Source organism: Paenarthrobacter sp. NPDC089322 (assembly GCF_040684895.1).
In the GTDB taxonomy this organism is placed as follows: Bacteria; Actinomycetota; Actinomycetes; order Actinomycetales; family Micrococcaceae; genus Arthrobacter.
This window is the reverse complement of sequence record NZ_JBFBGW010000002.1, coordinates 185814-208105: the sequence shown is the minus strand read 5'-3', so window position 1 is coordinate 208105 and position 22292 is coordinate 185814. Positions and strand designations below refer to the sequence as shown.

The following is a 22292-nucleotide window of genomic DNA, read 5'->3' as shown; positions in this document are numbered from 1 at the left end:
ATGGCCTCGCTGTAAAGTTTGGGCATGACTTCAGCACATGCGGAGATCCCGCAGAATCAGCACCGGACTTCCGGCGACTTCCCGGCCATGCAGGACCTGGCCCAAGCGGTCGACTCGGCCTTCGACCAGACCCTCGCGGCGTTGAAACACCTCGTTGGCATCCCCGGGATAGCCTGGACCAGCTTCGACCCCGCCGACTTGGACAGGAGTGCAGAAGAAGTTGCTGCGCTGGTGAAGGACGCCGGACTGGAGGACGTCCGGATCCTGCGGTGCAACAAGGCGGACGGTAATCCCGGTGGTCCTGCCGTCGTCGGGCGCCGACCTGCACGTGACGGCAAGCCGACAATCCTTCTGTACGCCCACCACGATGTCCAGCCTCCGGGGGACCGCGGCCTCTGGAACTCCGAGCCCTTCGTGGCCGAGGAGCGCAATGGACGCCTTTACGGTCGCGGAGCCGCGGACGACAAGGCAGGCATCATGGCGCACCTCGCCGCTTACAGCGCTGTGAGCAAGGTGTTGGGCGATGAGTTTGGCCTGGGCGTAACCTTCTTCTTCGAGGGCGAGGAGGAGGCGGGCTCACCCACCTTCCGAACGTTCCTCGAAGAACACCGGGAGCTGCTGAACTCAGACGTCATCGTCGTGGCGGACTCCAGCAACTGGAAGGTCGGCGTTCCGGCGCTGACCACCAGCCTGCGGGGACTGGTAGACGGGACGTTTGAAGTGCGCGTGCTGGAGCACGCTGTCCACTCAGGAATGTTCGGTGGACCCGTCCTGGACGCCCCGACGCTCCTGTCGCGCCTTATCGCAACGCTGCACGACGACGACGGCAACGTTGCGGTTTCCGGGTTGGTGGCAAAAGACGATGTTGCCGTAGACCTCACCGAAGCAGAGTACCGCGCCGACGCTTCAGTCCTCGACGGCGTGAAGCTCGCCGGGAGCGGGACCATTGCTTCGCGTTTGTGGACCAAGCCGGCCCTATCGATCATCGGAATGGACGTTCCAGCGGTGGATGTCGCTTCCAACACGCTCATCCCATCCGCCCGTGCGAAGTTCAGCATGCGGCTCGCTCCCGGGCAGGATCCCGATGCCGCCATGGAAGCGCTGAAACACCACGTGGAGTCGCATGCTCCCTTTGGAGCAACGGTGACATTCACACCGGGGGAGCGGGGCAACGCGTTCGCCACCGACACCGCATCTTCGGCCGCACAAGTGGCTCTTTGGGCGCTCGGAGAGTCTTGGGGGGTGGCGCCGGTGGAGATGGGAATCGGCGGTTCCATTCCGTTCATTGCCGACCTCACCGAGGTTTACCCGGACGTGCAGATCCTGGTGACCGGCGTCGAGGACCCGGACTCGCGCGCCCACAGCGCCAATGAGTCGCTGCACATTGGCGATTTCCGACATGCTGTTTTGGCAGAAGCCTTGATGCTGGCACGTCTTAACGCCGAAGGCCTGGGGTGACCACACCCGGGTATCGCTCCTGTCCGGGAACAACCAATTGCTGTGGCTGGTTACGTTAGGAGTTATAGCTAAGCGTCTGCGCGACGTAGCATGGAGCTATAACCCGTACGTAATTGGGTAAGGGCAGGTTGCGTTTCGACGCGGCCGCCAAAAGCGTCATAAGAAGGTAGGCCAATGAGCACTGCAACCAACGAAAACAGCACCGGAGCACAGCTCGCCCCCAGCGAGGAGCTTCCCACGCACGAGGTCAATCTGACCGATGTCGCAGCAGGCAAGGTCCGTAGCCTCCTCGAACAGGAAGGGCGTACTGATCTGCGGCTGCGCGTTGCAGTCCAGCCGGGCGGCTGCTCCGGCTTGATCTACCAGCTCTACTTTGACGAGCGGCTGCTCGACGGAGACGCCGTGCGCGACTACGACGGTGTTGAAGTCGTCGTCGACAAGATGAGCGTTCCTTACCTCAGCGGCGCGAGCATCGACTTCGAGGACACCATCTCGAAGCAGGGCTTCACCATCGACAATCCGAACGCGGGCGGGTCTTGCGCCTGCGGCGATTCGTTCCACTGACGTGAGCCATTCGCCGCATGTCGGCGCCTCTCTTGATGCGTTTCCACGCATCGGGAGCCACGGCGCCGACATGTGCGCGAAAACCGCTTGATAGCGGTAAGCTCTACATCGGGTAGTAAAACTTTTAGTGTGCCCGGTGGGCCTTTGGCCTGCCGGGAGACAGCAACAAGAGGAAGGGCCGTCTGTGAGTTCGCAGAACCGAACCGGCAGCCGACGCATAAAGATCACCTCGATCACTGGCTTGGCACTAGCCGGCGCGTTGGTTTTGACCGGATGTTCACCAGAGGTAGAGAAGGGTTGGCTGCCGACTGAGCGCGGTACCACCAACCACACTGACCGGATCATGGACCTCTGGGTCAACTCATGGATCGCCGCCTTGGCAGTCGGTATCATCACGTGGGGCCTGCTGGTCTGGTGCATCATTGCCTACCGCCGCCGGAAAGGCACCACTGGTTTCCCCAAGCAGCTGAGCTACAACCTGCCGCTTGAGGTCTTCTACTTGACCATCCCGCTCTTCATGGTCCTTGTGTTCTTCTACTTCACCGACCAGGACCAGCGCGCGATCGATGACCGCTCGCAGCCGGCCGACGTCGTTGTTGACGTCCGCGGCAAGCAGTGGGCTTGGGACTTCAACTACAAGCAGGGTGACGTCATCTCCGAGGACGTCCACGAGGCCGGTGTGCAGGCGCACCTGACCGGCGCTGAAGTCAACATGGACCTGCTCCCCACCCTGTACTTGCCTGTTGGCAAGTCGGTTGACCTTGAGCTCAACTCCCGCGATGTCATCCACTCTTTCTGGGTTCCTGCCTTCCTTCAGAAGCGCGACATGATCCCGGGCAAGACAAACTACATCAGGTTCACCCCCACCAAGGAGGGCACCTTCGACGGCAAGTGTGCCGAACTCTGCGGTGAATACCACTCCGAAATGCTCTTCCGCGTGAAGGTTGTCTCCGAGACTGAATTCCAGGCTCACATGGACAAGCTCCGCCAGGAAGGCAACACGGGCCTGCTCGGTGCGGAATATGACCGCAATCCGAACCTGAACGAAAAGTAAGGGGAGCGACGTGGCTACTTACACTCAATCCGCCGGGACCCTCGAGGCTCCCGTAGTTCCTAAGTCCAAGGGACGCATCGTCGTCAACTGGATCACCTCCACCGACCACAAGACCATCGGGTACATGTACCTCATCGCGTCGTTTGTGTTCTTCTGCCTCGGTGGCGTCATGGCGCTGCTGATCCGTGCTGAACTGTTCGAGCCTGGCATGCAGATCCTGCAGACCAAAGAGCAGTACAACCAGATGTTCACCATGCATGGCACCGTCATGCTCCTGATGTTTGCCACGCCGTTGTTTGCCGGCTTCGCCAACGTCATCATGCCGCTCCAGATCGGTGCTCCCGACGTCGCCTTCCCGCGTCTGAACGCGCTGGCCTTCTGGTTCTTCCTGTTCGGTTCCACCATCGCGGTGTCCGGCTTCATCACGCCGCAGGGTGCGGCATCCTTCGGTTGGTTTGCCTACGCGCCGCTGTCCAACACCACGTTCAGTCCTGGCGTTGGTGGAGACTTGTGGGTCTTCGGCCTGGCGCTGTCGGGCTTCGGTACGATCCTTGGTGCCGTCAACTTCATCACCACCATCATCTGCATGCGTGCCCCGGGCATGACCATGTGGCGCATGCCGATCTTCACGTGGAACACGCTGGTTACGGCGATCCTGGTCCTGATGGCCTTCCCGCCGCTCGCTGCAGCACTGTTCGCCCTCGGTGCAGACCGCCGCTTTGGTGCCCACATCTTCGATCCTGAGAACGGCGGTGCCGTTCTCTGGCAGCACCTCTTCTGGTTCTTCGGACACCCCGAGGTGTACATCATTGCCCTGCCGTTCTTCGGCATCGTCTCGGAGATCTTCCCGGTCTTCAGCCGTAAGCCGATCTTCGGCTACAAGGGCCTTGTCTACGCAACCATTGCGATTGCTGCACTTTCCGTCACCGTGTGGGCACACCATATGTACGTCACGGGCTCGGTTCTGCTGCCGTTCTTCGCCTTCATGACCATGCTGATTGCTGTCCCAACGGGTGTGAAGTTCTTCAACTGGATCGGTACGTTATGGCAGGGTTCCATCACCTTTGAAACCCCGATGCTCTGGAGCATTGGCTTCCTGGTCACCTTCCTCTTCGGTGGTCTGACAGGTATCATCCTGGCTTCCCCGCCCCTGGACTTCCACGTCTCGGATTCCTACTTCGTTGTGGCCCACTTCCACTACGTCGTCTTCGGTACCGTCGTGTTCGCAATGTTCGCAGGCTTCTACTTCTGGTGGCCGAAGTGGACGGGCAAAATGCTCAACGAGCGCCTTGGCAAGATTCACTTCTGGCTCCTCTTCCTCGGCTTCCACGGCACGTTCCTTATCCAGCACTGGCTGGGTGTTGAAGGCATGCCTCGTCGTTACGCCGATTACATGCCGCAGGACAACTTCACGTGGATGAACCAGTTCTCCACGATCTCGTCCTTCGTCCTGGGTGCTTCACTGCTGCCGTTCTTCTGGAACGTCTACATCACGTGGCGCAGCAACAAGAAGGTTGAAGTGGACGATCCTTGGGGCTTCGGTGCCTCCCTGGAATGGGCTACGTCCTGCCCGCCGCCGCGCCACAACTTCACATCCTTGCCCCGTATCCGCTCTGAGCGCCCTGCCCTGGACCTCCACCACCCGGAGTTGGCCCAGGTTCACACCGCCCAGTCCCCGGACCCGGCAGCAGTGCTGCTCGGTAACGCTGACCAGAAGGACGTCCGTAAGTGAAAATCGAATCGTGGCTCTTCGGAGCCGGAGTCTTCTTCTTCGTCCCTGTCGCGATTGCCTACGGGTTCCTGACGGAATGGGCTGAGTGGGTCGGCATCATGGGTATTCTGCTGGTCGGTGGTTTGGCCGGCATGATCGGCGCTTACCTCGGATTCACCGGCAAGCGCATCGGTATGCGTCCTGAGGACCGTCCTGACGCCGAAATCCACGAGGGTGCCGGCGAGCAGGGCCACTTCAGCCCCTGGAGCTGGTGGCCGCTGGTTCTCGGCCTGGCATGCGCCGGAGGTTTCCTCGGCCTGGCAGTCGGGTTCTGGGTAACTTACGTTGCGGGCGGTCTCGCTCTCGTCGCCCTGATCGGCTGGGTCTTCGAATACAGCCGCGGCGATCACGCCCACTAGCAACAACCCATACGACGGCGGGCCCCACCTTCTGGTGGGGCCCGCCGTCGTTAATGCGTATAGCGTTGTTTGCCCGGCTTCGCTGCGAGTCTCCGAAGGGGCCTTAGCGGGCTTGAGCGCCCTCCAGGACCGCTGAAAGGCTGATGAGGACCTCCTGAGCCTCCGAGGCGCTCTGGCCTTCCTGCAGGGCCTCCAGGGGCAGCTCAAGCAGGACTTCGCACCCGTGCTCGAAGTCCTCTGTCATGACCTCCAAGAGTGAGCGGGCGTCGACGTGCCGACCATCGTGCTTTCGGATGGTGACGGGAAGTCCGGTCTCGGTAACAGCCCGGACGAACGTCGCCGCCGCGCGGGCGTGCAGGCCGATCTCCGCGGCCACGAAAGATTTCTGCTGCGGCAAGCCAGCTCCTTTGCTAAGACGGATCGTCCGCCCGGGAATTTTGTCCATTCAAGCGTAACGGGCACGGGGCGAAGAGCCACACTCGTGAGTCACGGTGGTCTAGACCTGAACCTGTGCTGTTTTACCCTTGATATATGACCCAAGCGAAGTCTGAGATGCCTCATGGCTGAGGCAGCGAGCATCACCGGCGAGATCGACCGAACCAGCAGCACGCCGATCTACATTCAACTTCGGGAAATACTCCGGACATTCATTGCTCAGTCATGTCCGCCAGGTTCCTCGTTGCCCTCCGAGCGGGACTTGTCCATACGATTTGGCCTTGCACGCATGACAGTCCGGCAGGCCATCGATGCCTTGGTGGGTGAAGAAGTCATCGAGAGGGTGGTGGGTCTCGGCACGTTCGTCAGGAAGCCGAAGTTGGATCTCCAAGTTAAGCTGACGTCCTACAGCGAGGAAATGCAGCGTCGAGGCATGGTGCCGGCCGCCAAAGTCCTCAGTTTTGAGCAAATTGCTGCCAGCGCTTTCCTCGCGCGTGAGCTGCAGCTGGAAGAAGGTACGCCGCTGGTACGTTTCCGGCGCTTGCTCCTTGCCGACAATGAGCCCATGAGCGTGGACGAGAACTTCATTCCGGCCCACCGTGTTCCCGGGTTGCTGGACGAGGCGCCACCGACTTCGCTGTATAACGTCCTGAGTGAACGTTTCGGCCTGGTCATGGAATGGGGTGAGGACATGATCGAGGCTACAGCAGCTTCTCCGTCCACCGCGCGTCTTCTCAACGTGGACGTCGGCTCGCCGCTGTTGAAGATTCAGCGTCACGCTTTCGTAGCCCGCGCCATGGTGGATTACTCCGTTTCCTACTACAGGGCCGATCGGTACAAGCTGTGGGTACCGCTACAGCGGCCAGGCGTACGCCCCACCCGGAACTATTCCTCCGGTTACCGTACGCAGTAGCAATTGGTGTCCTGCTTTAGTGCTTTCGTACATCGCTTAAATGCAAAAGCGGGGCCCGGTCCATGTGGACCGGGCCCCGCTTTTGCATTACCTGCCGTTAGTGGCTGAGGGTCTTCTGACCTTCGCCTGCCTCGATGGCCTCGTGGTGGCCGTGGGCGTGTGCCGCTTCCAGCTCTGCCGGAGTAGCGGGGGCAACGCGGTCCTCGAAGAACCACTTGGAAAGAGCCGCGCGGCGCTTTTCCTTACGGGTAACCACACCGTGTTCGTTCGGCACTGCCGGCAGGGGAGCCGGCGACTCGAATCCGACGAGCTTGTAGCGCTTGTACTCGTCCAGGGGCGCGTGTACTTCGATGAACTCACCGTGGGGGAGTCGGACAATACGACCGGTCTCACGGCCGTGCAGGGCAATCTCGCGGTCCTTGCGCTGGAGAGCCAGGGCTATGCGCTTGGTGACGATGAATGCGATGACCGGGCCGACGAAGAACAGTGCGCGGAGCCAGTACGTGACGTCATTCAGTGAGACGTGGAAGTGCGTCGCGATGAGGTCGGAACCTGCAGCTGCCCACATAACGCAGTACCAGGTGAAACCTGCAACACCAATCGCAGTACGGGTGGGAGCGTTGCGCGGCCGGTCGAGGACGTGGTGCTCGCGGTCGTCCTTGGTGATCCAGCGTTCGATCCACGGGTACATGAACAACACAGTGAAGATAATGCCTGCAGGCACAAGTGCCGGGAGCAGGACGTTAAGAGTCAGCGTGTAGCCGAAGATGACGTACTCGAAGTGGAAGTCGTTGATGACACCCGGCATGAGACGCAGGGCACCGTCAACGAAGCCGATGTACCAGTCAGGCTGGGTACCAGCAGAGACAGGAGAGGGGTCGTAGGGGCCGTAGTTCCAGATCGGGTTGATCGTGAAGGCAGCTGCCATGAGGGCCAGCACGCCGAAGACGATGAAGAAGAACCCGCCGGCCTTGGCAGCGTAGACAGGGCCAAGAGGGTAGCCGACGACGTTGCCGTCGTTGCGGCCCGGGCCGGGGTACTGGGTGTGCTTGTGAACGACAACCATGAAGAGGTGGATAACGATCATCAGCAGAATGAGGGCCGGAACCAGAAGGATGTGAAGGACGTACAGGCGGCCAATGATGGCAGTGCCGGGGAACTCTCCGCCGAAGAGGAAGAACGATATGTACGTGCCAACAACCGGGATTGACTTGATCACACCGTCGATGATGCGGAGGCCGTTGCCGGACAGCAGATCATCGGGGAGGGAGTAACCGGTAAAGCCTGCTGCCATCGCGAGGATGAGGAGCACTCCGCCGACTACCCAGTTCATTTCACGGGGCTTGCGGAAAGCACCCGTGAAGAAGACACGCAGCATGTGGACGCCAAGGGAAGCCACGAACAGCAGAGCCGCCCAGTGGTGCACCTGGCGCATGAAGAGGCCACCGCGGACATCGAACGAGATGTTCAACGACGAGCTGTAGGCAACGGACATTTCGACGTTGTACAACGGCGTGTAGGAACCCTGGTAGTGGGTTTCCGCCATCGAAGGATCGAAGAAGAAGGTCAGGAAGGTACCTGACAACAGCAGGATGACGAAGGAATACAGCGCCACCTCACCGAACATGAATGACCAGTGGTCCGGGAAGACTTTGCGGCCGAATTCGCGGAGGATGCCGGAGCCACCTACACGCTGGTCTACGAAGTCAGTGAAACGGCCAACTTTGGTCTTCGCTACGAAGGGGGCTTCAGCTGTTGATGAGGCGCTCATGCTCGTCACGCTCCCAGTAACTCGGTCCTACAGGTTCTTTGAAGTCGCTGGTAGCGACGAGGTAGCCCTCGGCGTCAACTGCGATGGGCAGCTGGGGGAGCGGACGGCTTGCCGGTCCAAAGATGACCTTGCATTCCTGCGTGAGGTCGAACGTGGACTGGTGGCAGGGGCACAGAAGGTGGTGCGTCTGCTGCTCGTACAGAGCAACCGGGCAGCCAACGTGCGTGCAGATCTTGGAGTAGGCAACGATGCCGTTGTAACCCCAGTTTTCGCGGCCCTCGGAAGGGTTGAGTGAGTCCGGGTCCAGACGCATCAGCAGGACTACTGCCTTGGCCTTCTCGTTCAGCTTTCCTTCGTGGAGCTCGTTCAGGCCCTCGGGGATGACGTGGAATGCCGAACCGATGGTGACATCCGATGCCTTGATCGGCGTGCCGTCGGGGTCGCGCGTCAGTCGCTTGAGCTTGCCGCCTTCAGGAGCCCACATGGTGTGTGCGAGCTTGTCGTCCGGACGAGGTCCCAGGTCGCCAAAGATGGCGATCGCGGGGAGGGGTGCCAAAGCAACGGCACCAAGAAGGGTGTTGCGGATCAGCGGGCGGCGCTTGATGCCGGTCTCTTCGACGATGTCGTCGACGATGCGGACAGCGGCCTGGCGGTCTTCTTCGGTGCGGATGGCATGGCGCTCTTCAGAGACTTCGTGATCGGGCATCAGGGCCTTGGCCCAGTGCACGATGCCGGTACCGATGCCGAGCATTGCGAACGCGGTACCCAGGCCCAGAAGCAGGTTCTGGGTCCGGATGGTTGCAATTGTGGACTCATCGCCACCCAGATCGATGGCAAAGTAAGCCACCAGGAAGACCAACGTGCCGATGACGGAGGTGCCAAACAGAATGGCTACCTGACGCTCGGCTCGCTTTGCGGCTACCGGGTCCGTGTCAGCCAGGCGCAAACGATGCGGAGGAAGACCAGGATCCTGGAACTTCTCCACCTCATTCTGACCAGCCGTAGCTACGGTGCCCGAGTGGTTCGGACTGCCGTCACTATGGTTGCCCATAATTCGCCTCATCCTTCTCTCGTTGTCTCGGCCTGAGCCGAGTAATTTTCAGTTCCAAACTGCTGACCGTGCAGCAGAAGTTTTTGCAGCGCCCGGACTAGGAAGTGCGGGATGTCAGCCAAATCGTGAAGGCAATGATGACGCCCAGACCGGCTACCCAGACAAACAGGCCTTCAGCAACCGGACCCAGCGATCCAAGGTCAGCACCGCCAGGGGAGCCGTTTGCTTCGATGGTCTTCAGGAAGGTGATGATGTCGCGCTTGTCTTCGGGGGTGACGTTGGAGTCGCTGAACACAGGCATGTTCTGCGGGCCGGTAGCCATTGCTTCGTAGATGTGCTTGCCGGTGACATCGGCCAGCGCCGGAGCGAACTTACCGCGGGTCAGGGCTCCACCAGCAGCAGCGGCGTTGTGGCACATGGCGCAGTTGACGCGGAAGAGTTCGCCACCGTTGGCTGCGTCCCCCTTTTCGTCCAGAAGGTGTTCCTCCGGGATGGCCGGACCTGCGCCGAGCGATGCAACGTAAGCGGAGAGCTGCGTGGTCTGCTCTTCGTTGAACTGGACGGGCTTCTTCTGTGCCTGCGGGCCATTCATCTGCATGGGCATACGGCCGGTGCCAACCTGGAAGTCAACAGCTGCGGCACCCACGCCGACCAGCGAGGGGCCGTCCTGGGTTCCGCTGGCACCCATGCCATGGCAGGTGGCGCAGTTGGCGGCAAAGAGCTTGCCGCCTTCTTCTACGTCACTGGCGCTGTAGCTTGTGGTGTCGGCCTTGGCCTGGTTGACAGATGTGGCAACGGCGTAAAGCCCACCAGTGAGGAGGAGGCCCATCAGCAGCAGCGCAATGGCTGCCAGTGGGTGACGTCGCTTCTGCGAGAGTGCCTTCACGTGGTGGTTCCTTTATTCGATCCTGCGTCGGCTCCGTGAGCCGCTTCTTGAAATTCTGCCTCTTGTAGAAAAAGAGTCAAAGCCGGGCTACTTGAGGACGTAGATGACCAGGAAGAGGCCAATCCACACAACGTCGACGAAGTGCCAGTAGTACGAGGTGACGATCGCCGACGTTGCTTCAAAGTGCCCGAACTTCTTGGCCGCAAAGGCGCGGCCGATGATGAAGAGGAATGCGATCAAACCGCCGAGGACGTGCAGGCCGTGGAAGCCCGTGGTCATGTAGAACGCAGAGCCGTACGCGTTGGAGGAGAGGGAGACATGCTCGGAGACGAGCATGGCGTACTCAGTAGTCTGGCCCGCGACGAAGAAGGCACCCATGATGAAGGTGAGAATGAACCATTCGTTCATACCCCAGCGGGTCACCTGCAGCGGTCCGCCCGTGCGGCGCGGTTCGAGGCGCTCAGCAGCGAAGACGCCCATCTGGCAAGTGAAGGAACTTGCAACCAGGACGATCGTGTTGACGAGCGCAAACGGGAAGTTGAGCTTGGCCGTCTCCTCAGCCCACATCACGCCGGATGTGGAGCGCAGGGTGAAGTACATGGCAAAGAGGCCGGCGAAGAACATCAACTCACTGGACAGCCAAACTACGGTTCCAACAGAAACCAAGTTGGGGCGGTTCAGCGTCGGGTGCGCCGGGGTACTGGGGGCATGGGTCGCAGATGTCACAAGGACATTATGTCTGTAAAAGTCCAGAGTTCCCAATGCAAACCACCGATTCGGGAGACTTTTTCTACAAAGACGCGAAATCGCGCGGAAAAGTTCCCGGTGCGGTTCACATTGGTCATGGGCCCGGCTCGGTCGATAGCATCAGGAGGTGACTTCTCCGGCATCGGCACCTGCAGCCAGCAATACCTGGCCTGGACTCATCTCAGCACTGATCAACGGCGACGACCTTGCAGTGAGCAACACCGAGTGGGCCATGAACACGATCATGGCCGGCGAAGCGACGCCGGCGCAGATAGCCGGATTCCTGGTCGCTCTGCGCGCCAAGGGCGAAACCGTCGAAGAGTTGGCCGGCCTTGTGGAGGCCATGGTCCACAACGCGAATCCCATCACAATCTCCGGCCAGAAGCTGGACATTGTGGGAACAGGCGGGGACCGGCTCAACACCGTCAACATCTCTACCATGGCTGCACTCGTTGCCGCCGGTGCTGGTGCAAAGGTGGTCAAGCACGGCAACCGCGCGGCGTCGTCGACCTCCGGGTCGGCTGACGTATTGGAAGCGCTGGGCGTTCGGCTCGACCTATCGATTGAACAGGTCGCCCGAAACGCCGAAGAGGCAGGAATCACCTTCTGCTTCGCCCAGGTCTTCCATCCTTCGTTCCGCCACACGGCAGTTCCACGCCGAGAGTTGGCCGTTCCCACCGCGTTCAACTTCCTGGGTCCCATGACCAACCCTGCACACGTTCAGGCTTCGGCGGTAGGTGTCGCCAACGCACGGATGGCTCCACTGGTGGCGGGGGTGCTTGCACGACGAGGCAGCCGCGGCCTGGTTTTCCGTGGCGACGACGGATTGGACGAACTGACCCCGACAGGTCCCTCGACTGTGTGGGAAATCAGGAACGGTACCGTGGCCGAGCAGGTCTTTTCGCCCACGGAACTTGGCATCAGCCCCTCCACGGTGGCGGACCTGCGTGGAGGTGACGCTGCCGCCAACGCCGAGGTTGTCAGGGAGATCCTGGACGGCAAAACGGGACCTGTACGCGACGCGGTGCTCTTGAATGCCGCGGCGGGGCTGGTAGCAGCGGACCTGCAGGCCGAAGGTCCATTGCTGGATCGGATGCGTTCTGCGTTCGCACGGGCTGCTGAGTCGGTGGATTCGGGCAAGGCCGCCGGGGTGCTCGCCAAGTGGGTTGAGCTCAGCCAAGGCTGAGCCTCCCCGGAACCTGCATGCAGGCGAGGCCCTAAGGAGCGAGAGCCTAGGGCGATTTACTCGAAGCCGAGGGAAAACGCAGCATCGAGATCATGCTGCGAGTAAGCGCGGAAGGCGATGTGGGTGGTTGTGTGCACCACCGACGGAACCTTGGAAAGGCGGTCGGCGATGACGTCGGCCAGATCTTCGTGTTTCGTGACCCTTGCTACGGCGATGAGGTCCCATTCGCCGGTAACCGAGTAAACCTCACTGATGCCCTGGATGGCCGAAATTTGCTCGGCAGTCTCCGGTATGCGTGAGGCGTCGGTCTTGATCAGGACGAATGCGGTGATCACGTGGGGCCTTTCCGGAAAAGCATCGTTGCGGACGCTCTCCAGCGTAGTGCATCGGGTCTGTCCCTCAGCGGATCAGTCCCGGCGTTGCCGCTGGGCGAGTGTTCGGAGAGTCGCGCCGGCCACGACGCGGAAGCCCAGCAGGAAAGTTCCCAGGCTTAGCAGGGCAACGATGACAAAGGGGATAACCACTGTTTGTCCGGTCACTGCTCGGAGCAGCATGCCCACGCCTACGGCTGCCAACCAAATCAGCAAGCCTGACGGCCGGATGGCCAGGGGCTTCCGCCAAGCCCGGGCGATCATCCAGCCAAGCGCACCGCCCACCAGGAAGGGCCATGCCGTGGCGAATGCACCCGTGACGATGTCTCCGCGAGCGTGAGCGTCGCGGCCGATGGCAGCGAAGACAAGAATCAGGACGAGGTCTCCGACGGCGGCAAGAATCCAGGTTCTCGTTGGTGTGTGCATGGATTCGAGGGTATCCGTGGGAGACTCCCGAAAGCGAAGTTGACTCTGTGGGCCGCATGCCCCTTGCCAAGGTGCGGCCTCAAGGCAACTATTCTGGCAGGACCCTCGGAGGATCGGCCAGGAGGAAGCCATGAGATTCGTGCAGGTAGCCCAGCATGCTGACGATCTGAAAAGGGCGGCAGCTTTTTACGCGGCACTTTTTGATGTCGAACCCGCGGCGCTGTTCGATCCTCCCGGCCTGCTCTTCTTCGATGTCGGGGGCGTGCGGCTTCTTCTCGAGAAGGGCGCGCCTTCGTCACTCCTGTATTTCGAGGTGGCCGACCTTCATGGCACGGTCGCAGCACTTCGTAGTCGTGGCGTCAAGATCGTCCAAGACCCTCAGTTGATCTATACCCATGACGACAACACACTCGGGCCGTCGAATTCCGAGGAATGGATGGCGTTCATCGAAGACAGCGAATCGAACACGGTAGGTCTGGTCAGTCATACCCTGGCTGCCGGTGATTAGCACGGCACCCGAAGCAGCCCAAACGAAGGTTGGAAAAACACATGAGGGTGTACCGCCGTCGGGCGTTGTGTGCGCGAACCCGCGCGACTAGCCTCATTCGGGGGACGACGGTTTCCTGACCAGCTTGGAGGGATTGCGGTATGCAGAAGATTTCCACCTGTTTGTGGTTTGACGGCCAAGCGGCCGAGGCTGCGGAGTTTTACACGTCGACGTTTGATGATTCTTCCCTTGGGGAGTCGATGAAGGGACCTGACGGGAACGTCCTGACCGTTGACTTCACGCTTGAGGGCACGCAATTCCTGGCTCTCAACGGGGGCCCCGCCTTCACTTTCAATGAGGCGGTTTCACTGGTGGTCAACTGCAACAACCAGGAAGAAGTGGACCGCTATTGGAACGCCCTCCTGGAAGGGGGAGAGGAGAGCCAGTGCGGATGGTTGAAGGACAAGTACGGGCTCTCTTGGCAGATAGTTCCTACGGCCATGCCCCGACTGCTCAACGGTCCCGATCCCGCAGGATCCCAGCGGGCGATGGAAGCGATGCTGAAGATGCGGAAGTTGGACATTAACGTCTTGCAAAAGGCTTACGACGGCGACTGAAAGTCCGGCGGCAGGCGCCGCTTGGCGCCGGAGGTACTGCACGGTGACGTGCGCACAAGATAAACAACCATGAGGAGAACAGATGACCACCCGCCTCAATCCGTATATCTCGTTCCGCGACAACGCCCGGGACGCGATCAATTTTTATGAGTCCGTGTTCGGTGGCGAACTCAGCCTCAGTACGTTCGGCGAGTATCAGGCAAGCCAGGATCCAGCCGAAGCCGACAAAGTGATGCATTCCATGCTCGTGACACCCAATGGGTTAACGCTGATGGCTGCGGACACTCCCAACGGGATGGACTATAACCCCGGAAACAACATGTCCGTGTCGCTCAGTGGGGACTCCTCGGACGAGGCCGAGCTGCGCGGCTATTGGGACAAACTCGTCGACGGCGGTACGGTCACCATGCCGCTCGAGAGCGCGCCCTGGGGCGATACGTTCGGGATGTGCGTCGACAAGTTCGGGATAGCGTGGCTGGTCAATATTGCCGGGGACCAGCAAGCACAGCAGTAGACCGGTTTGTGAGCGCCCCGTCCGGCGTTGCCGGACGGGGCGCTCCTGTGTTTCTGGGGAATCAGTAGGTGTTTCGCGGCAGCACCAGCAGGTAGCCGGCGGAAAGATCGCTGCTCCAACGCCTCGGCTCACGGACGACGAACTGGGTTGCCAGTTGTTCAGGAGTAAGCAGGCTATTGGGCGCGGGTGAAGGGCCCCATTGTCCGCTGCCGTGCGGATACAGCGGATCCAGTACGCGGACCCCTGTAACGGAGAAGTCCGGGACTTGGCCGGGCTCACCCAGGGACTCAAAGCCGCTCATCACCCACGCATGACGGCCGCTCCACATGACCAGGCCCACGGGGCGTCCGGTTTCAGTGATGGCACGAGCCGCAGTTTGCAGCGCGTCCTCGTAGCCGGCGATGCTGACGACGCTGTAAGGCCCCATTCCGACCTCCGTCAGCACCTGTGCCCAACCGAGGGGATTGGCGCCGTTGAAGGAGTTGGACGACCGCGCCCGCGCCATGTTCCACAATTCGTTCTGCTGAGCGCGATCCGCCCACGTTCCGCCTCCGGTGTCATCGACGAGGTTGTGGGCGATCTGGATGCTCGCGGCAACGCACCAATCGAACGTGTACTGCGGCACGAAGTCGCCTTCTTGATACAGATTGAGCGCAAAAGGCTGGGGGACCGGGGGAGGAGCGGCGATAGGGGTTGGCGCGGGAGTCTCTGACAGGACCTCCGGCACAAGGGGCGTGGGAGAGGGGCCGCCGGACGAGAGTGCGGGTACGGAGGAGACCGGGGCTGGCTGAGTGGGTGGGGAGTTATCGCGTCCGGCCTCGGGCACGCAGCCGGTAACAAGGCCCGCGAGGACAGCAAGCCAAGCCAGAAGACGGGCTGGTGCACCGGTCATGATCGCTCCATTTTAGCGCAGTGCGTCGTCGTGGCCGCGGGCAGATTGCCAGGGGAGCTTCGCTGCGCTATCCCTGTACGGCACTCAATTGCGAACCCGTGTCAATGGAAGGCCGTACCCTAGGTGGCATGGGGAACCTGTCAACAGCCGTAGTTCGACTTCCGGCGGTCTGCGGGACCGTGATCTTGTTGGGGAGCGGCTGCGCCTCCCATGGTCCGTCGACGGGTAGCCCGGCCAGTGCCGCGGCCACGTACAACAAACCCGATGTGGTGCTGTGTCAGGGGAACAAGGTGCCGGTTTACGCGCTGGAGAACCCGAGGCGAGCGAGCGAGCTTGCGCCGGAGGCCGCACCTGCCCTCGGCGGGCTCAATGTCGAACAGTTCAACCCCGGCACATGGCTGATTGCGCAGGAGAGCAGCGATCGTGTGATGCTCATGAATAAGCTCGCAGCTCCCCAAGATAGCGGCCAAGGTGATGTCCGCGATTACACCTACATTGTCATTTCCACACACTCCATGATGTCGGAACCAGGCAAGCCGGTCTGGGCTGTAGTTGAGTCATCGACCTGTACGCCGACGCTCGACCTCGGCGAACTGCGTGCCGGAGGAGTCACACTTGATCCCGCTTCACCGCCAGTTCCTGAATCCGATCGCCTCGCATTGCTCGTCACGGAGTCCGACTGCAATTCCGGCCAGAACGCCGAGGGGCGGGTGGAAGTCGTAAATCTCATCGAAACCGAGTCCACGGTCGAGGTCGTGATCGGGGTCCGGCCCGCAATTGCCCAGGTGGCATCCTGTCAGGGAAACCCGGCCACGCCGTTCACGGTCGATCTCGAGCAGCCGCTAGGAGATCGCGCCGTCCTCAACGCCGCCGTCATGCCAGCCCGTGAGATTGCCATTCCAAAAGTGCCCTGATATTGGCACCCCAGCGCGTGGCGTGGCACAGGCACTCGACGTGGGCTTGCTTGACCATAAAGCGGCCATGGAGGCCAGGGCGGATAGCGCGCGGGGCACAGGGGCCGGGGGAACGATCTTGCATCCTCAGCATTAACCACGTTTCTAGCTGCGTCCCTGCGGACATCGTGCATCAGATGCAATACTCACTGTTCAACTTTACATAATGTAGATTATCGGCGTTTAAACAACGGGAGTGGAAGTAGCTGCGAGAACTCCCGTCCCGCGACGTATCCAACGTTTGCGCAGGTCAGAACGCATTGACGAGGAAGAAAGTGTTCTCGGCTTGGTCTTGAATTTGCGCCCGGATCCTTTGCGCCTGTAGGTTTCCTGCATCTAATGCATGTTTCCATGGTTTAGGGGTCGTTGTGAGTGGTGCCGTTCCGGGTTTCGTCCCGCGGATGCTGGTGGATCCGGACATTGGGCTGTTCCGTGCTGATGAACGGGTTTTTACGGCCATGCTGGATGGCTGGCGGGCACAGATGCTTGCCCGTGGCCTCACGACGGACACCATCAAGCAGCGTTGCCAGCTGCTGGAGCGTTTTCAGCGGTTCACGGGTGAATTTCCGTGGCAATGGCGCCCCGCGGACATCGATGATTTCCTGGCCGATCTGCGTTCTGGCGACAAGCCGATCAGCCTGAAGACGTTGCGCTCGTACAGCAACGCCGTAGCAATGTTCTGTTCATTCCTGACGCATCCTGGCTATGGCTGGGGCGAGTTCTGTGAACGGACATTCGGTGATATTCCGAGCCAGATCTGCTTCGAGTGGAACATGCCACGGCACACCACCGATGATGCTGTCCCGGCGAAGAAGCGCTCGTTCACGAAGGCGGAACTGCAGCGGCTTTTCGACTACCTCGATGACCTTGTTGACAGGGAATATGCCGCCGGCAGCAAACGCTGGCTGCCCCTGTTCCGGGACTCGGTGGCGTTCAAGGTCTGCTACGCCTACGGGCTTCGCCGCCGTGAAATGACCATGCTGGACCTGGAGGACTTCGGCCCGAACCCACACGTCAGTGACTACGGCCGGTTCGGAGCGGTCCAGGTTCGATTCGCTAAGGGCACGGCAGGCTCAGGACCCAGAAGGCGGACCGTGTTGACCGTTCCGGAGTTCGACTGGGTCGTGGACCAGCTCAAGACCTGGACAGCCGGCGGCATGCGGCAACAGTTTCCGACCGCTGAACGATCCTCGGCGTTGTGGCCCAGCGAGCGTGGCGCCCGGATGTCCCTGGGCTCGTTCGGTGATGCGTTCGCTGCCGCGCGGGATGCCGTTGGTCTGCCGCCGGAGTTGGGCCTGCATTGCCTCAGGCATTCCTACGTGACCCACCTGATCGAAGCCGGTTATGACGCGGCCTTCGTGCAGACGCAGGTTGGCCACTCCTATGCATCGACTACCGGGCTCTATACCTCGGTATCGTCGGACTTCAAGCAGAAAACAGTGCAGCAGATGATTGCACGCCGCATCGCGAACTTGGAGGACCCAGATGCCTGAACAGCGCCGGATCGGCTACCGCTGGAACCTGCGAGCCCTGATGGCAAAGCAGAACCTCTGGAAGACCACCGAATTGATGCCGCTGCTGAAATCCCGAGGCATCAACCTTTCCGAAAGCCAGGTCTACAGGCTGGTCACCTCGACACCGGAGCGCATTCCGGCAAGGACATTCGCCGCGCTCTGCGACATCCTGGACTGCACACCAAACGACCTTTTCGAACCCTTCGTGGAAATGCGCGCCGCAGCGACAGCGAACGCCCCGAAACGCAGCGAAGACCTCGGCATCCAACCAGGAAACCCCATCGCTCGACGCGTCCGGCTCGTCGCTCCCGAAGACGGTGAGTAGGCCACGCAAAGCAGAGGACCCCACCCGCTGGCCGGTCCCCTGCGGCCGCTGCGGCCAGCACCACCAAACAGTCGCGCGTTGGCCCGACGGCGGAGTCTGCGGCTACTGCTATCAGCAGGCAAAACGCACCCGCGGGGTCTGCGAATGCGGCCACGACGGCATCCTGCCCGGAATCATCGATGGACAGCCGGCATGCCGGAACTGCTCGGGCGTTCGGCTCAATATCGACTGCCAGGGCTGCGGCGCCGAAGACGAACTCTATACCGGTGCGCGCTGCTGGGGCTGCATCCTCGGCGACGTCGTGGACGACCTGCTGACCAACCCGGCCACGGGAATCATGGCCACGGAACTGATCCCGCTGGCAGCGGCATTAAAGACTATGAAACGGGCCAACAGCGGCATGACCTGGATCCGACAAAAGCACGTCACAGACTTCCTTCGAAACCTCGCCACCGCACCCACCATCAGCCACGAAACCTTCGACGAACTACCCGACTCACGCACCCGCGAATACGTCCGGGGGCTCCTCATCGAACACGGGGTGCTCCCCCAACGAAATGCTTTCCTGACCCGCTACGACAGCTGGGCCACCCAAACCATGAACCGCGTCAGCGACCCCCAGAACCTTGACGTGATCCGCCGCTACATCCGCTGGCACCACCAACGGCGCATGAACCACATGGAAGAAGTCACCCGCGGCACTTTTCTTCGTGCCAAGCAGGAAGTCACCGTCGCCATCGACTTCCTGAACTGGCTCACCAGTCATGACATCAAACTGCCCGGCCTGCAACAGGCCCACCTGGACGTCTGGCAAGCCGAAGGGCCCACAACCAGGCGCATCGCTGAGCGCTTCCTCAAATGGGCCATCAAAACCAAAGCCGCCCCAGCTGGGCTCACCATCATTCCACACCGCCGCGGCACCAGCCCACGACTCCCCAAAGCTGGACAAGACCAAGCACTCCAACAAGTCATCCACACCAAAGAACTGGAAACCCGCGACCGCGCCGCCGCCATCCTCATCCTCGTCTTCGGACAACAAGCCGAAAACATTGCACGCCTCACCTGGGACGACGTCACCGTCACCGACGACCTAGTCACCATCCAGCTCGGGACCATCCAGATCGCACTGCCAGACCCCCTAGCGCAGCCATGGCGGGAGCTCGCCGCAAACCCAGGCCACGAACTGACCGCCGCGCACCCCAACACCAAATGGGTGTTCCGAGGAGCATCACCCGGACGCCACATCCACCCAGGACACCTCACAACCCGCCTCAGCAAACTCTTCAGCACCCGCGCCGCACGTCTCGGAACACTCCACGAACTCACCAAACTCGCACCCGTGGCCATCATCGCCGAAACCCTCGGCTACTCCCCCACAACCATCGAACGCCACGCAACAGACTCAGCCGCCACATACGCTCGCTACATAGCGGCCGCTCACGAGTCGCGGACCACGGGAGACCGTGACCGGCGGAGCGATTACGGTGCCGGACGATCGAGGAACTCATGAAGGGCCGGTCCCAAGACGCGGCCGAGAAACTCCGTCCAGATCGACGCGTCATGCTCGTCGTAGTATGCGAACCAAACATCGCTTGAGTCGACTCTTGCGGACGTTGCTGCAAACGATCGAAGGTAGTGCTCTCGCACATCAGGAGGAAGTTGGAAAAGGAACTGCTCATCTGGTGTCGGCAACGTGACGGCGACTTGGCTGTTGATCTGGAGCGCTTCTCGCCGGCCAACTTCATCGAGGAGCTGCCAAACCCGAGCACGCTTGAAGCCGGTTGCGCGTTCGGGTGTCTTTGAGCGCTCGAACTCGACTATGAATCGGTTGCCTGCGCGGGGATCCCAACCGCTTTGGCCACACTGGACGGCAACGATGAGGTGATCATCGCCCCACGGCCGAGTCCAGGCATTGCTGCCCAGTCGCTTGAACCCCTCTTCCTTCAGCCAAGGTCCTAAACCCGTCCGAAGAACCTCGACTAAGTCCCGGGATCTGAAGGTGTCTGCACGGGGCGCCCGACGGGCAACGTGGCTTCGACGCGTTCTTATGAATCTCACGATGTAACGATAAGGCGGACGGCACCCTCCGAAGGACTGATGCTCGGCAGACACGCGCCGACGGACCTATCGCCCTCCGATTCGTCTACTCCCGGCTCACGAATACCCGTGCATGCCAGTTAAAGTACGGGGTTAGAAGTAGCTGCGAGAACTCCCGTCCCAGCAAACGAATCCGACGATCCCGCGGATCGGTTCAACATCGACGGAACCAACGTTCTCGTCCATCAGCCGGGTTTGCGCTTGGGTGTTGCGCTTGGGTCGCTTTTGCCTGAAGGTTTCCTGCGCCTGATGGTCGATTCAAACGAATAAGCGGATCGCGGCCTACGGACACTATGCTGACGTTGACCTTCCGCCCGGCCCGAACGGTCCAGCTACTTGACATAATGCTTGGCGGGCCGCCTTGGACCGGCACGGCTGGTGGAGAAATGAGGCCACCAGCCGTGCCCATGCAGGGCCCGCGGGAGCGGGAGTCGCTGCGAGAACGCTTCTTCAGTGGACTCGATCCATTTGGTCCGGAATGATACTGCCGTCCTCGCGTTTCACGGGTCCCTTGCTGTTGTCCGGATTGGTGTAGGCCTCCGTGGCGCATGCATATGGCTCGCTACGCTGTGGTTTGGGGTCGATGAACATGGGAGTGATGAGCCAGTTGCCCCCTTCATTGTCGTAGGCGCGGCACATAATTTCGGCATTATTCCGGTTCACAACCAGCCTGGCTTCTGTAGCGTCGGCCACGAACGTCACGTCCGTACCTGAGTCGCCGGCTGCCAGGATTTGGCGGCGTTCGGCGGGCAGCTGCTCAAATGCGGAAGGCCCCGCGACGCCGAAGATCTCCTGGTTGGCCCAGCATCGTTTTCCTTCAATGTAAGTCATGACGGAATCTTCTCCGTCAGGTACTCCCCCGCAGCCTTTCAGGTGGGTGGTCTGGATGCCGTTCTCATAAACGCTGCGGACGCCCACAACGTGCTTCGCGTCGATACCGACGTCCCCTGCCCACGCCTTGACGACTGGCTCAGGCGAGGCGGACACCACCCACGTTTCGATCCCGTGTGCCTGAAGGGTTCCGATGAGGTCCTTGATCTGTGGATAGATCCGGATGTATCCGTCCACCTGCTGACTTCCAACTGTTTGCGTGCTGCCTTCTGCTGCCGAAAGGTTTTCCTGCTTCATTGCCAGTGCGAAGTGGCCGAGCTGCTCTTCGGAATAGCCGGCTGATAAGGCGGTACCCCAAGCGTAGGCGCCATTAAGGCGCCGCGCGTTGAGGCCTTCAAAGGCCGGTTCGCCAGAGCGGGTTTTTTCGTCGAGAATGGCGAGGATTTCGTCCGCGCAGTCCACGTTGCTGCTGGTCTTTAGCGGTTGGCCTGCGGGTGTCTCGGTACCGCATGCCGTTGTCAAGGCCTTCGCTGCCGCCTCCGTCAGGTAGCGGCTTGTGCTTTTCCAGTCCTTGTTGGCCGGTTGCAGGACCTTGTCGTTTCGCAGCATCCAGAAGTTTGTTCCATAGCCGATGTCGTTCTTCACCACCGTGTTGTCCCAGTCGAAGATCGCTGCCGGGGGTTTGTCGCCGCGCGCTGTTCCCGTGCAGCTGCTGTGGGCGTCAATCGTCTTCTGTAATTGTTCCCGGACTCCTTCTGGCCACGGCAGTTGTGCCTCCAGGGTGCGGCATGCGGCTGTTGTTCCGGCGTTGTTTGCAGCGGAGGTGGCGCACGAGGTGGTGGCCAAGAGTGCCGTCACCACCGCCACTGCCGTAGCAAAACGGAAGTATTGACACCTGGGGCCTGCCTTCCTGAGGCCGGTGACTCCCGCAACGCGCTGTCCTGAAGAAGAACTGAACATGCAATCCCCTACTCTTAAAGGTCTATAAATAGTCCATAAATCAAGAGTAAGTGTGTGGTATATCACTGCTGCTAGTCAAGGACTAGGGCAAGATTACTTCAGCTCCCATT

At 60.8% G+C, this 22292-nt stretch carries 24 protein-coding genes; 15 read left to right on the top strand and 9 right to left on the bottom strand.

The features are described 5' to 3' along the window. The first annotated feature begins 24 nt into the window (after positions 1–24). The 5 genes from AB0N65_RS03015 to AB0N65_RS02995 all read left to right on the top strand — a co-directional run bounded on the left by AB0N65_RS03015 (position 25) and on the right by AB0N65_RS02995 (position 5206). A complete protein-coding gene (locus tag AB0N65_RS03015) occupies positions 25–1458 on the top strand; it encodes a dipeptidase (protein ID WP_364157497.1) in 1434 nt (477 codons plus the stop codon). 174 nt (positions 1459–1632) lie between these two features. After that, positions 1633–2022 (top strand): iron-sulfur cluster assembly accessory protein, encoded by a 390-nt coding sequence (locus AB0N65_RS03010; RefSeq protein ID WP_364157494.1) that lies wholly within the window; start codon positions 1633–1635, stop codon positions 2020–2022. A 184-nt stretch (positions 2023–2206) separates the two neighbouring features. Beyond that, complete coding sequence (gene coxB / locus AB0N65_RS03005; protein ID WP_364157491.1) at positions 2207–3076, top strand: cytochrome c oxidase subunit II; 870 nt, start codon at positions 2207–2209, stop codon at positions 3074–3076. A gap of 10 nt (positions 3077–3086) precedes the next feature. Then, positions 3087–4808: a cytochrome c oxidase subunit I gene (ctaD, locus tag AB0N65_RS03000; RefSeq protein ID WP_364157488.1), complete on the top strand. Its 1722-nt coding sequence runs from the start codon at positions 3087–3089 to the stop codon at positions 4806–4808. Then, entirely contained in the window at positions 4805–5206 is a 402-nt protein-coding gene (locus AB0N65_RS02995) for a cytochrome c oxidase subunit 4 (protein WP_364157485.1), read from the top strand. The genes ctaD and AB0N65_RS02995 overlap by 4 nt, the downstream gene beginning before the upstream one ends. Before the next feature lie 103 nt (positions 5207–5309). Here the strand turns inward: AB0N65_RS02995 and AB0N65_RS02990 are convergent, their stop codons facing one another. Beyond that, positions 5310–5603, bottom strand: a complete 294-nt coding sequence (locus AB0N65_RS02990) for an HPr family phosphocarrier protein (RefSeq protein WP_364157482.1) — start codon at positions 5601–5603, stop codon at positions 5310–5312. Positions 5604–5765: 162 nt separating this feature from the next. Between AB0N65_RS02990 and AB0N65_RS02985 the strand changes: the two genes are divergently transcribed. Further along, positions 5766–6554 carry a GntR family transcriptional regulator gene (locus tag AB0N65_RS02985; protein ID WP_364157479.1) on the top strand — a complete coding sequence of 263 codons (789 nt, stop codon included), beginning with the start codon at positions 5766–5768 and terminating at the stop codon, positions 6552–6554. A 97-nt stretch (positions 6555–6651) separates the two neighbouring features. On the opposite strand, the gene AB0N65_RS02980 is transcribed toward AB0N65_RS02985, so the two are convergent. The 4 genes from AB0N65_RS02980 to AB0N65_RS02965 form a co-directional block, all read right to left on the bottom strand. After that, a complete protein-coding gene (locus tag AB0N65_RS02980) occupies positions 6652–8325 on the bottom strand; it encodes a ubiquinol-cytochrome c reductase cytochrome b subunit (RefSeq protein WP_364157476.1) in 1674 nt (557 codons plus the stop codon). After that, positions 8303–9376 (bottom strand): Rieske 2Fe-2S domain-containing protein, encoded by a 1074-nt coding sequence (locus tag AB0N65_RS02975; protein ID WP_364157473.1) that lies wholly within the window; start codon positions 9374–9376, stop codon positions 8303–8305. Before AB0N65_RS02975 ends, AB0N65_RS02980 begins: the two co-directional genes overlap by 23 nt. A 97-nt stretch (positions 9377–9473) precedes the next feature. Further along, a complete protein-coding gene (locus AB0N65_RS02970) occupies positions 9474–10262 on the bottom strand; it encodes a c-type cytochrome (protein WP_364157471.1) in 789 nt (262 codons plus the stop codon). A gap of 87 nt (positions 10263–10349) precedes the next feature. Beyond that, on the bottom strand, positions 10350–10988 hold the full coding sequence (locus AB0N65_RS02965; protein WP_364157468.1) for a heme-copper oxidase subunit III: 639 nt from the start codon (positions 10986–10988) through the stop codon (positions 10350–10352). A gap of 148 nt (positions 10989–11136) precedes the next feature. Here AB0N65_RS02965 and trpD point away from each other — a divergent pair, with 148 nt between their 5' ends. Then, positions 11137–12195, top strand: coding sequence for an anthranilate phosphoribosyltransferase (trpD, locus tag AB0N65_RS02960; protein WP_364157466.1), 1059 nt, complete (start codon positions 11137–11139; stop codon positions 12193–12195). 56 nt (positions 12196–12251) lie between these two features. Here trpD and AB0N65_RS02955 read toward each other — a convergent pair whose 3' ends face one another. Beyond that, positions 12252–12530 carry an Lrp/AsnC ligand binding domain-containing protein gene (locus AB0N65_RS02955; RefSeq protein WP_364157463.1) on the bottom strand — a complete coding sequence of 93 codons (279 nt, stop codon included), beginning with the start codon at positions 12528–12530 and terminating at the stop codon, positions 12252–12254. A gap of 72 nt (positions 12531–12602) precedes the next feature. Further along, positions 12603–12992: a DUF3054 domain-containing protein gene (locus AB0N65_RS02950; protein WP_364157461.1), complete on the bottom strand. Its 390-nt coding sequence runs from the start codon at positions 12990–12992 to the stop codon at positions 12603–12605. A gap of 130 nt (positions 12993–13122) precedes the next feature. Here AB0N65_RS02950 and AB0N65_RS02945 point away from each other — a divergent pair, with 130 nt between their 5' ends. From AB0N65_RS02945 to AB0N65_RS02935, 3 genes are all read left to right on the top strand, one after another. Continuing rightward, positions 13123–13500, top strand: a complete 378-nt coding sequence (locus tag AB0N65_RS02945; RefSeq protein ID WP_364157458.1) for a VOC family protein — start codon at positions 13123–13125, stop codon at positions 13498–13500. 140 nt (positions 13501–13640) lie between these two features. After that, a complete protein-coding gene (locus AB0N65_RS02940) occupies positions 13641–14096 on the top strand; it encodes a VOC family protein (RefSeq protein WP_364157456.1) in 456 nt (151 codons plus the stop codon). Positions 14097–14178: 82 nt separating this feature from the next. After that, positions 14179–14610, top strand: a complete 432-nt coding sequence (locus AB0N65_RS02935) for a VOC family protein (protein ID WP_364157454.1) — start codon at positions 14179–14181, stop codon at positions 14608–14610. A 61-nt stretch (positions 14611–14671) separates the two neighbouring features. Here AB0N65_RS02935 and AB0N65_RS02930 read toward each other — a convergent pair whose 3' ends face one another. Next, on the bottom strand, positions 14672–15502 hold the full coding sequence (locus AB0N65_RS02930) for a hypothetical protein (RefSeq protein ID WP_364157452.1): 831 nt from the start codon (positions 15500–15502) through the stop codon (positions 14672–14674). A gap of 128 nt (positions 15503–15630) precedes the next feature. Here AB0N65_RS02930 and AB0N65_RS02925 point away from each other — a divergent pair, with 128 nt between their 5' ends. The 5 genes from AB0N65_RS02925 to AB0N65_RS02905 all read left to right on the top strand — a co-directional run bounded on the left by AB0N65_RS02925 (position 15631) and on the right by AB0N65_RS02905 (position 20097). Next, complete coding sequence (locus AB0N65_RS02925; RefSeq protein WP_364157449.1) at positions 15631–16416, top strand: hypothetical protein; 786 nt, start codon at positions 15631–15633, stop codon at positions 16414–16416. Between the two features lie 407 nt (positions 16417–16823). After that, entirely contained in the window at positions 16824–17948 is a 1125-nt protein-coding gene (locus AB0N65_RS02920) for a tyrosine-type recombinase/integrase (protein ID WP_364157447.1), read from the top strand. Further along, positions 17941–18294, top strand: a complete 354-nt coding sequence (locus AB0N65_RS02915; RefSeq protein ID WP_216925664.1) for a helix-turn-helix transcriptional regulator — start codon at positions 17941–17943, stop codon at positions 18292–18294. The genes AB0N65_RS02920 and AB0N65_RS02915 overlap by 8 nt, the downstream gene beginning before the upstream one ends. Beyond that, entirely contained in the window at positions 18287–19804 is a 1518-nt protein-coding gene (locus AB0N65_RS02910; protein WP_364157443.1) for a Fis family transcriptional regulator, read from the top strand. The genes AB0N65_RS02915 and AB0N65_RS02910 overlap by 8 nt, the downstream gene beginning before the upstream one ends. 149 nt (positions 19805–19953) lie before the next feature. Beyond that, positions 19954–20097 carry a hypothetical protein gene (locus AB0N65_RS02905; protein WP_364157441.1) on the top strand — a complete coding sequence of 48 codons (144 nt, stop codon included), beginning with the start codon at positions 19954–19956 and terminating at the stop codon, positions 20095–20097. A gap of 744 nt (positions 20098–20841) precedes the next feature. On the opposite strand, the gene AB0N65_RS02900 is transcribed toward AB0N65_RS02905, so the two are convergent. After that, positions 20842–22182, bottom strand: coding sequence for a haloacid dehalogenase-like hydrolase (locus AB0N65_RS02900; protein ID WP_364157439.1), 1341 nt, complete (start codon positions 22180–22182; stop codon positions 20842–20844). Between the last annotated feature and the right edge of the window lie 110 nt (positions 22183–22292).

Bases quoted from the DNA above. Each gene is read 5' to 3' on its own strand.
- AB0N65_RS02980 (WP_364157476.1), bottom strand. From the start codon at position 8,325: ATGAGCGCCTCATCAACAGCTGAAGCCCCCTTCGTAGCGAAGACCAAA.
- AB0N65_RS02900 (WP_364157439.1), bottom strand. From the start codon at position 22,182: ATGTTCAGTTCTTCTTCAGGACAGCGCGTTGCGGGAGTCACCGGCCTC.
- AB0N65_RS03015 (WP_364157497.1), top strand. From the start codon at position 25: ATGACTTCAGCACATGCGGAGATCCCGCAGAATCAGCACCGGACTTCC.
- AB0N65_RS02940 (WP_364157456.1), top strand. From the start codon at position 13,641: ATGCAGAAGATTTCCACCTGTTTGTGGTTTGACGGCCAAGCGGCCGAG.
- AB0N65_RS02935 (WP_364157454.1), top strand. From the start codon at position 14,179: ATGACCACCCGCCTCAATCCGTATATCTCGTTCCGCGACAACGCCCGG.
- AB0N65_RS02945 (WP_364157458.1), top strand. From the start codon at position 13,123: ATGAGATTCGTGCAGGTAGCCCAGCATGCTGACGATCTGAAAAGGGCG.
- AB0N65_RS02915 (WP_216925664.1), top strand. From the start codon at position 17,941: ATGCCTGAACAGCGCCGGATCGGCTACCGCTGGAACCTGCGAGCCCTG.
- AB0N65_RS02985 (WP_364157479.1), top strand. From the start codon at position 5,766: ATGGCTGAGGCAGCGAGCATCACCGGCGAGATCGACCGAACCAGCAGC.
- AB0N65_RS02950 (WP_364157461.1), bottom strand. From the start codon at position 12,992: ATGCACACACCAACGAGAACCTGGATTCTTGCCGCCGTCGGAGACCTC.
- AB0N65_RS02930 (WP_364157452.1), bottom strand. From the start codon at position 15,502: ATGACCGGTGCACCAGCCCGTCTTCTGGCTTGGCTTGCTGTCCTCGCG.
- AB0N65_RS02975 (WP_364157473.1), bottom strand. From the start codon at position 9,376: ATGGGCAACCATAGTGACGGCAGTCCGAACCACTCGGGCACCGTAGCT.
- AB0N65_RS02925 (WP_364157449.1), top strand. From the start codon at position 15,631: ATGGGGAACCTGTCAACAGCCGTAGTTCGACTTCCGGCGGTCTGCGGG.
- AB0N65_RS03010 (WP_364157494.1), top strand. From the start codon at position 1,633: ATGAGCACTGCAACCAACGAAAACAGCACCGGAGCACAGCTCGCCCCC.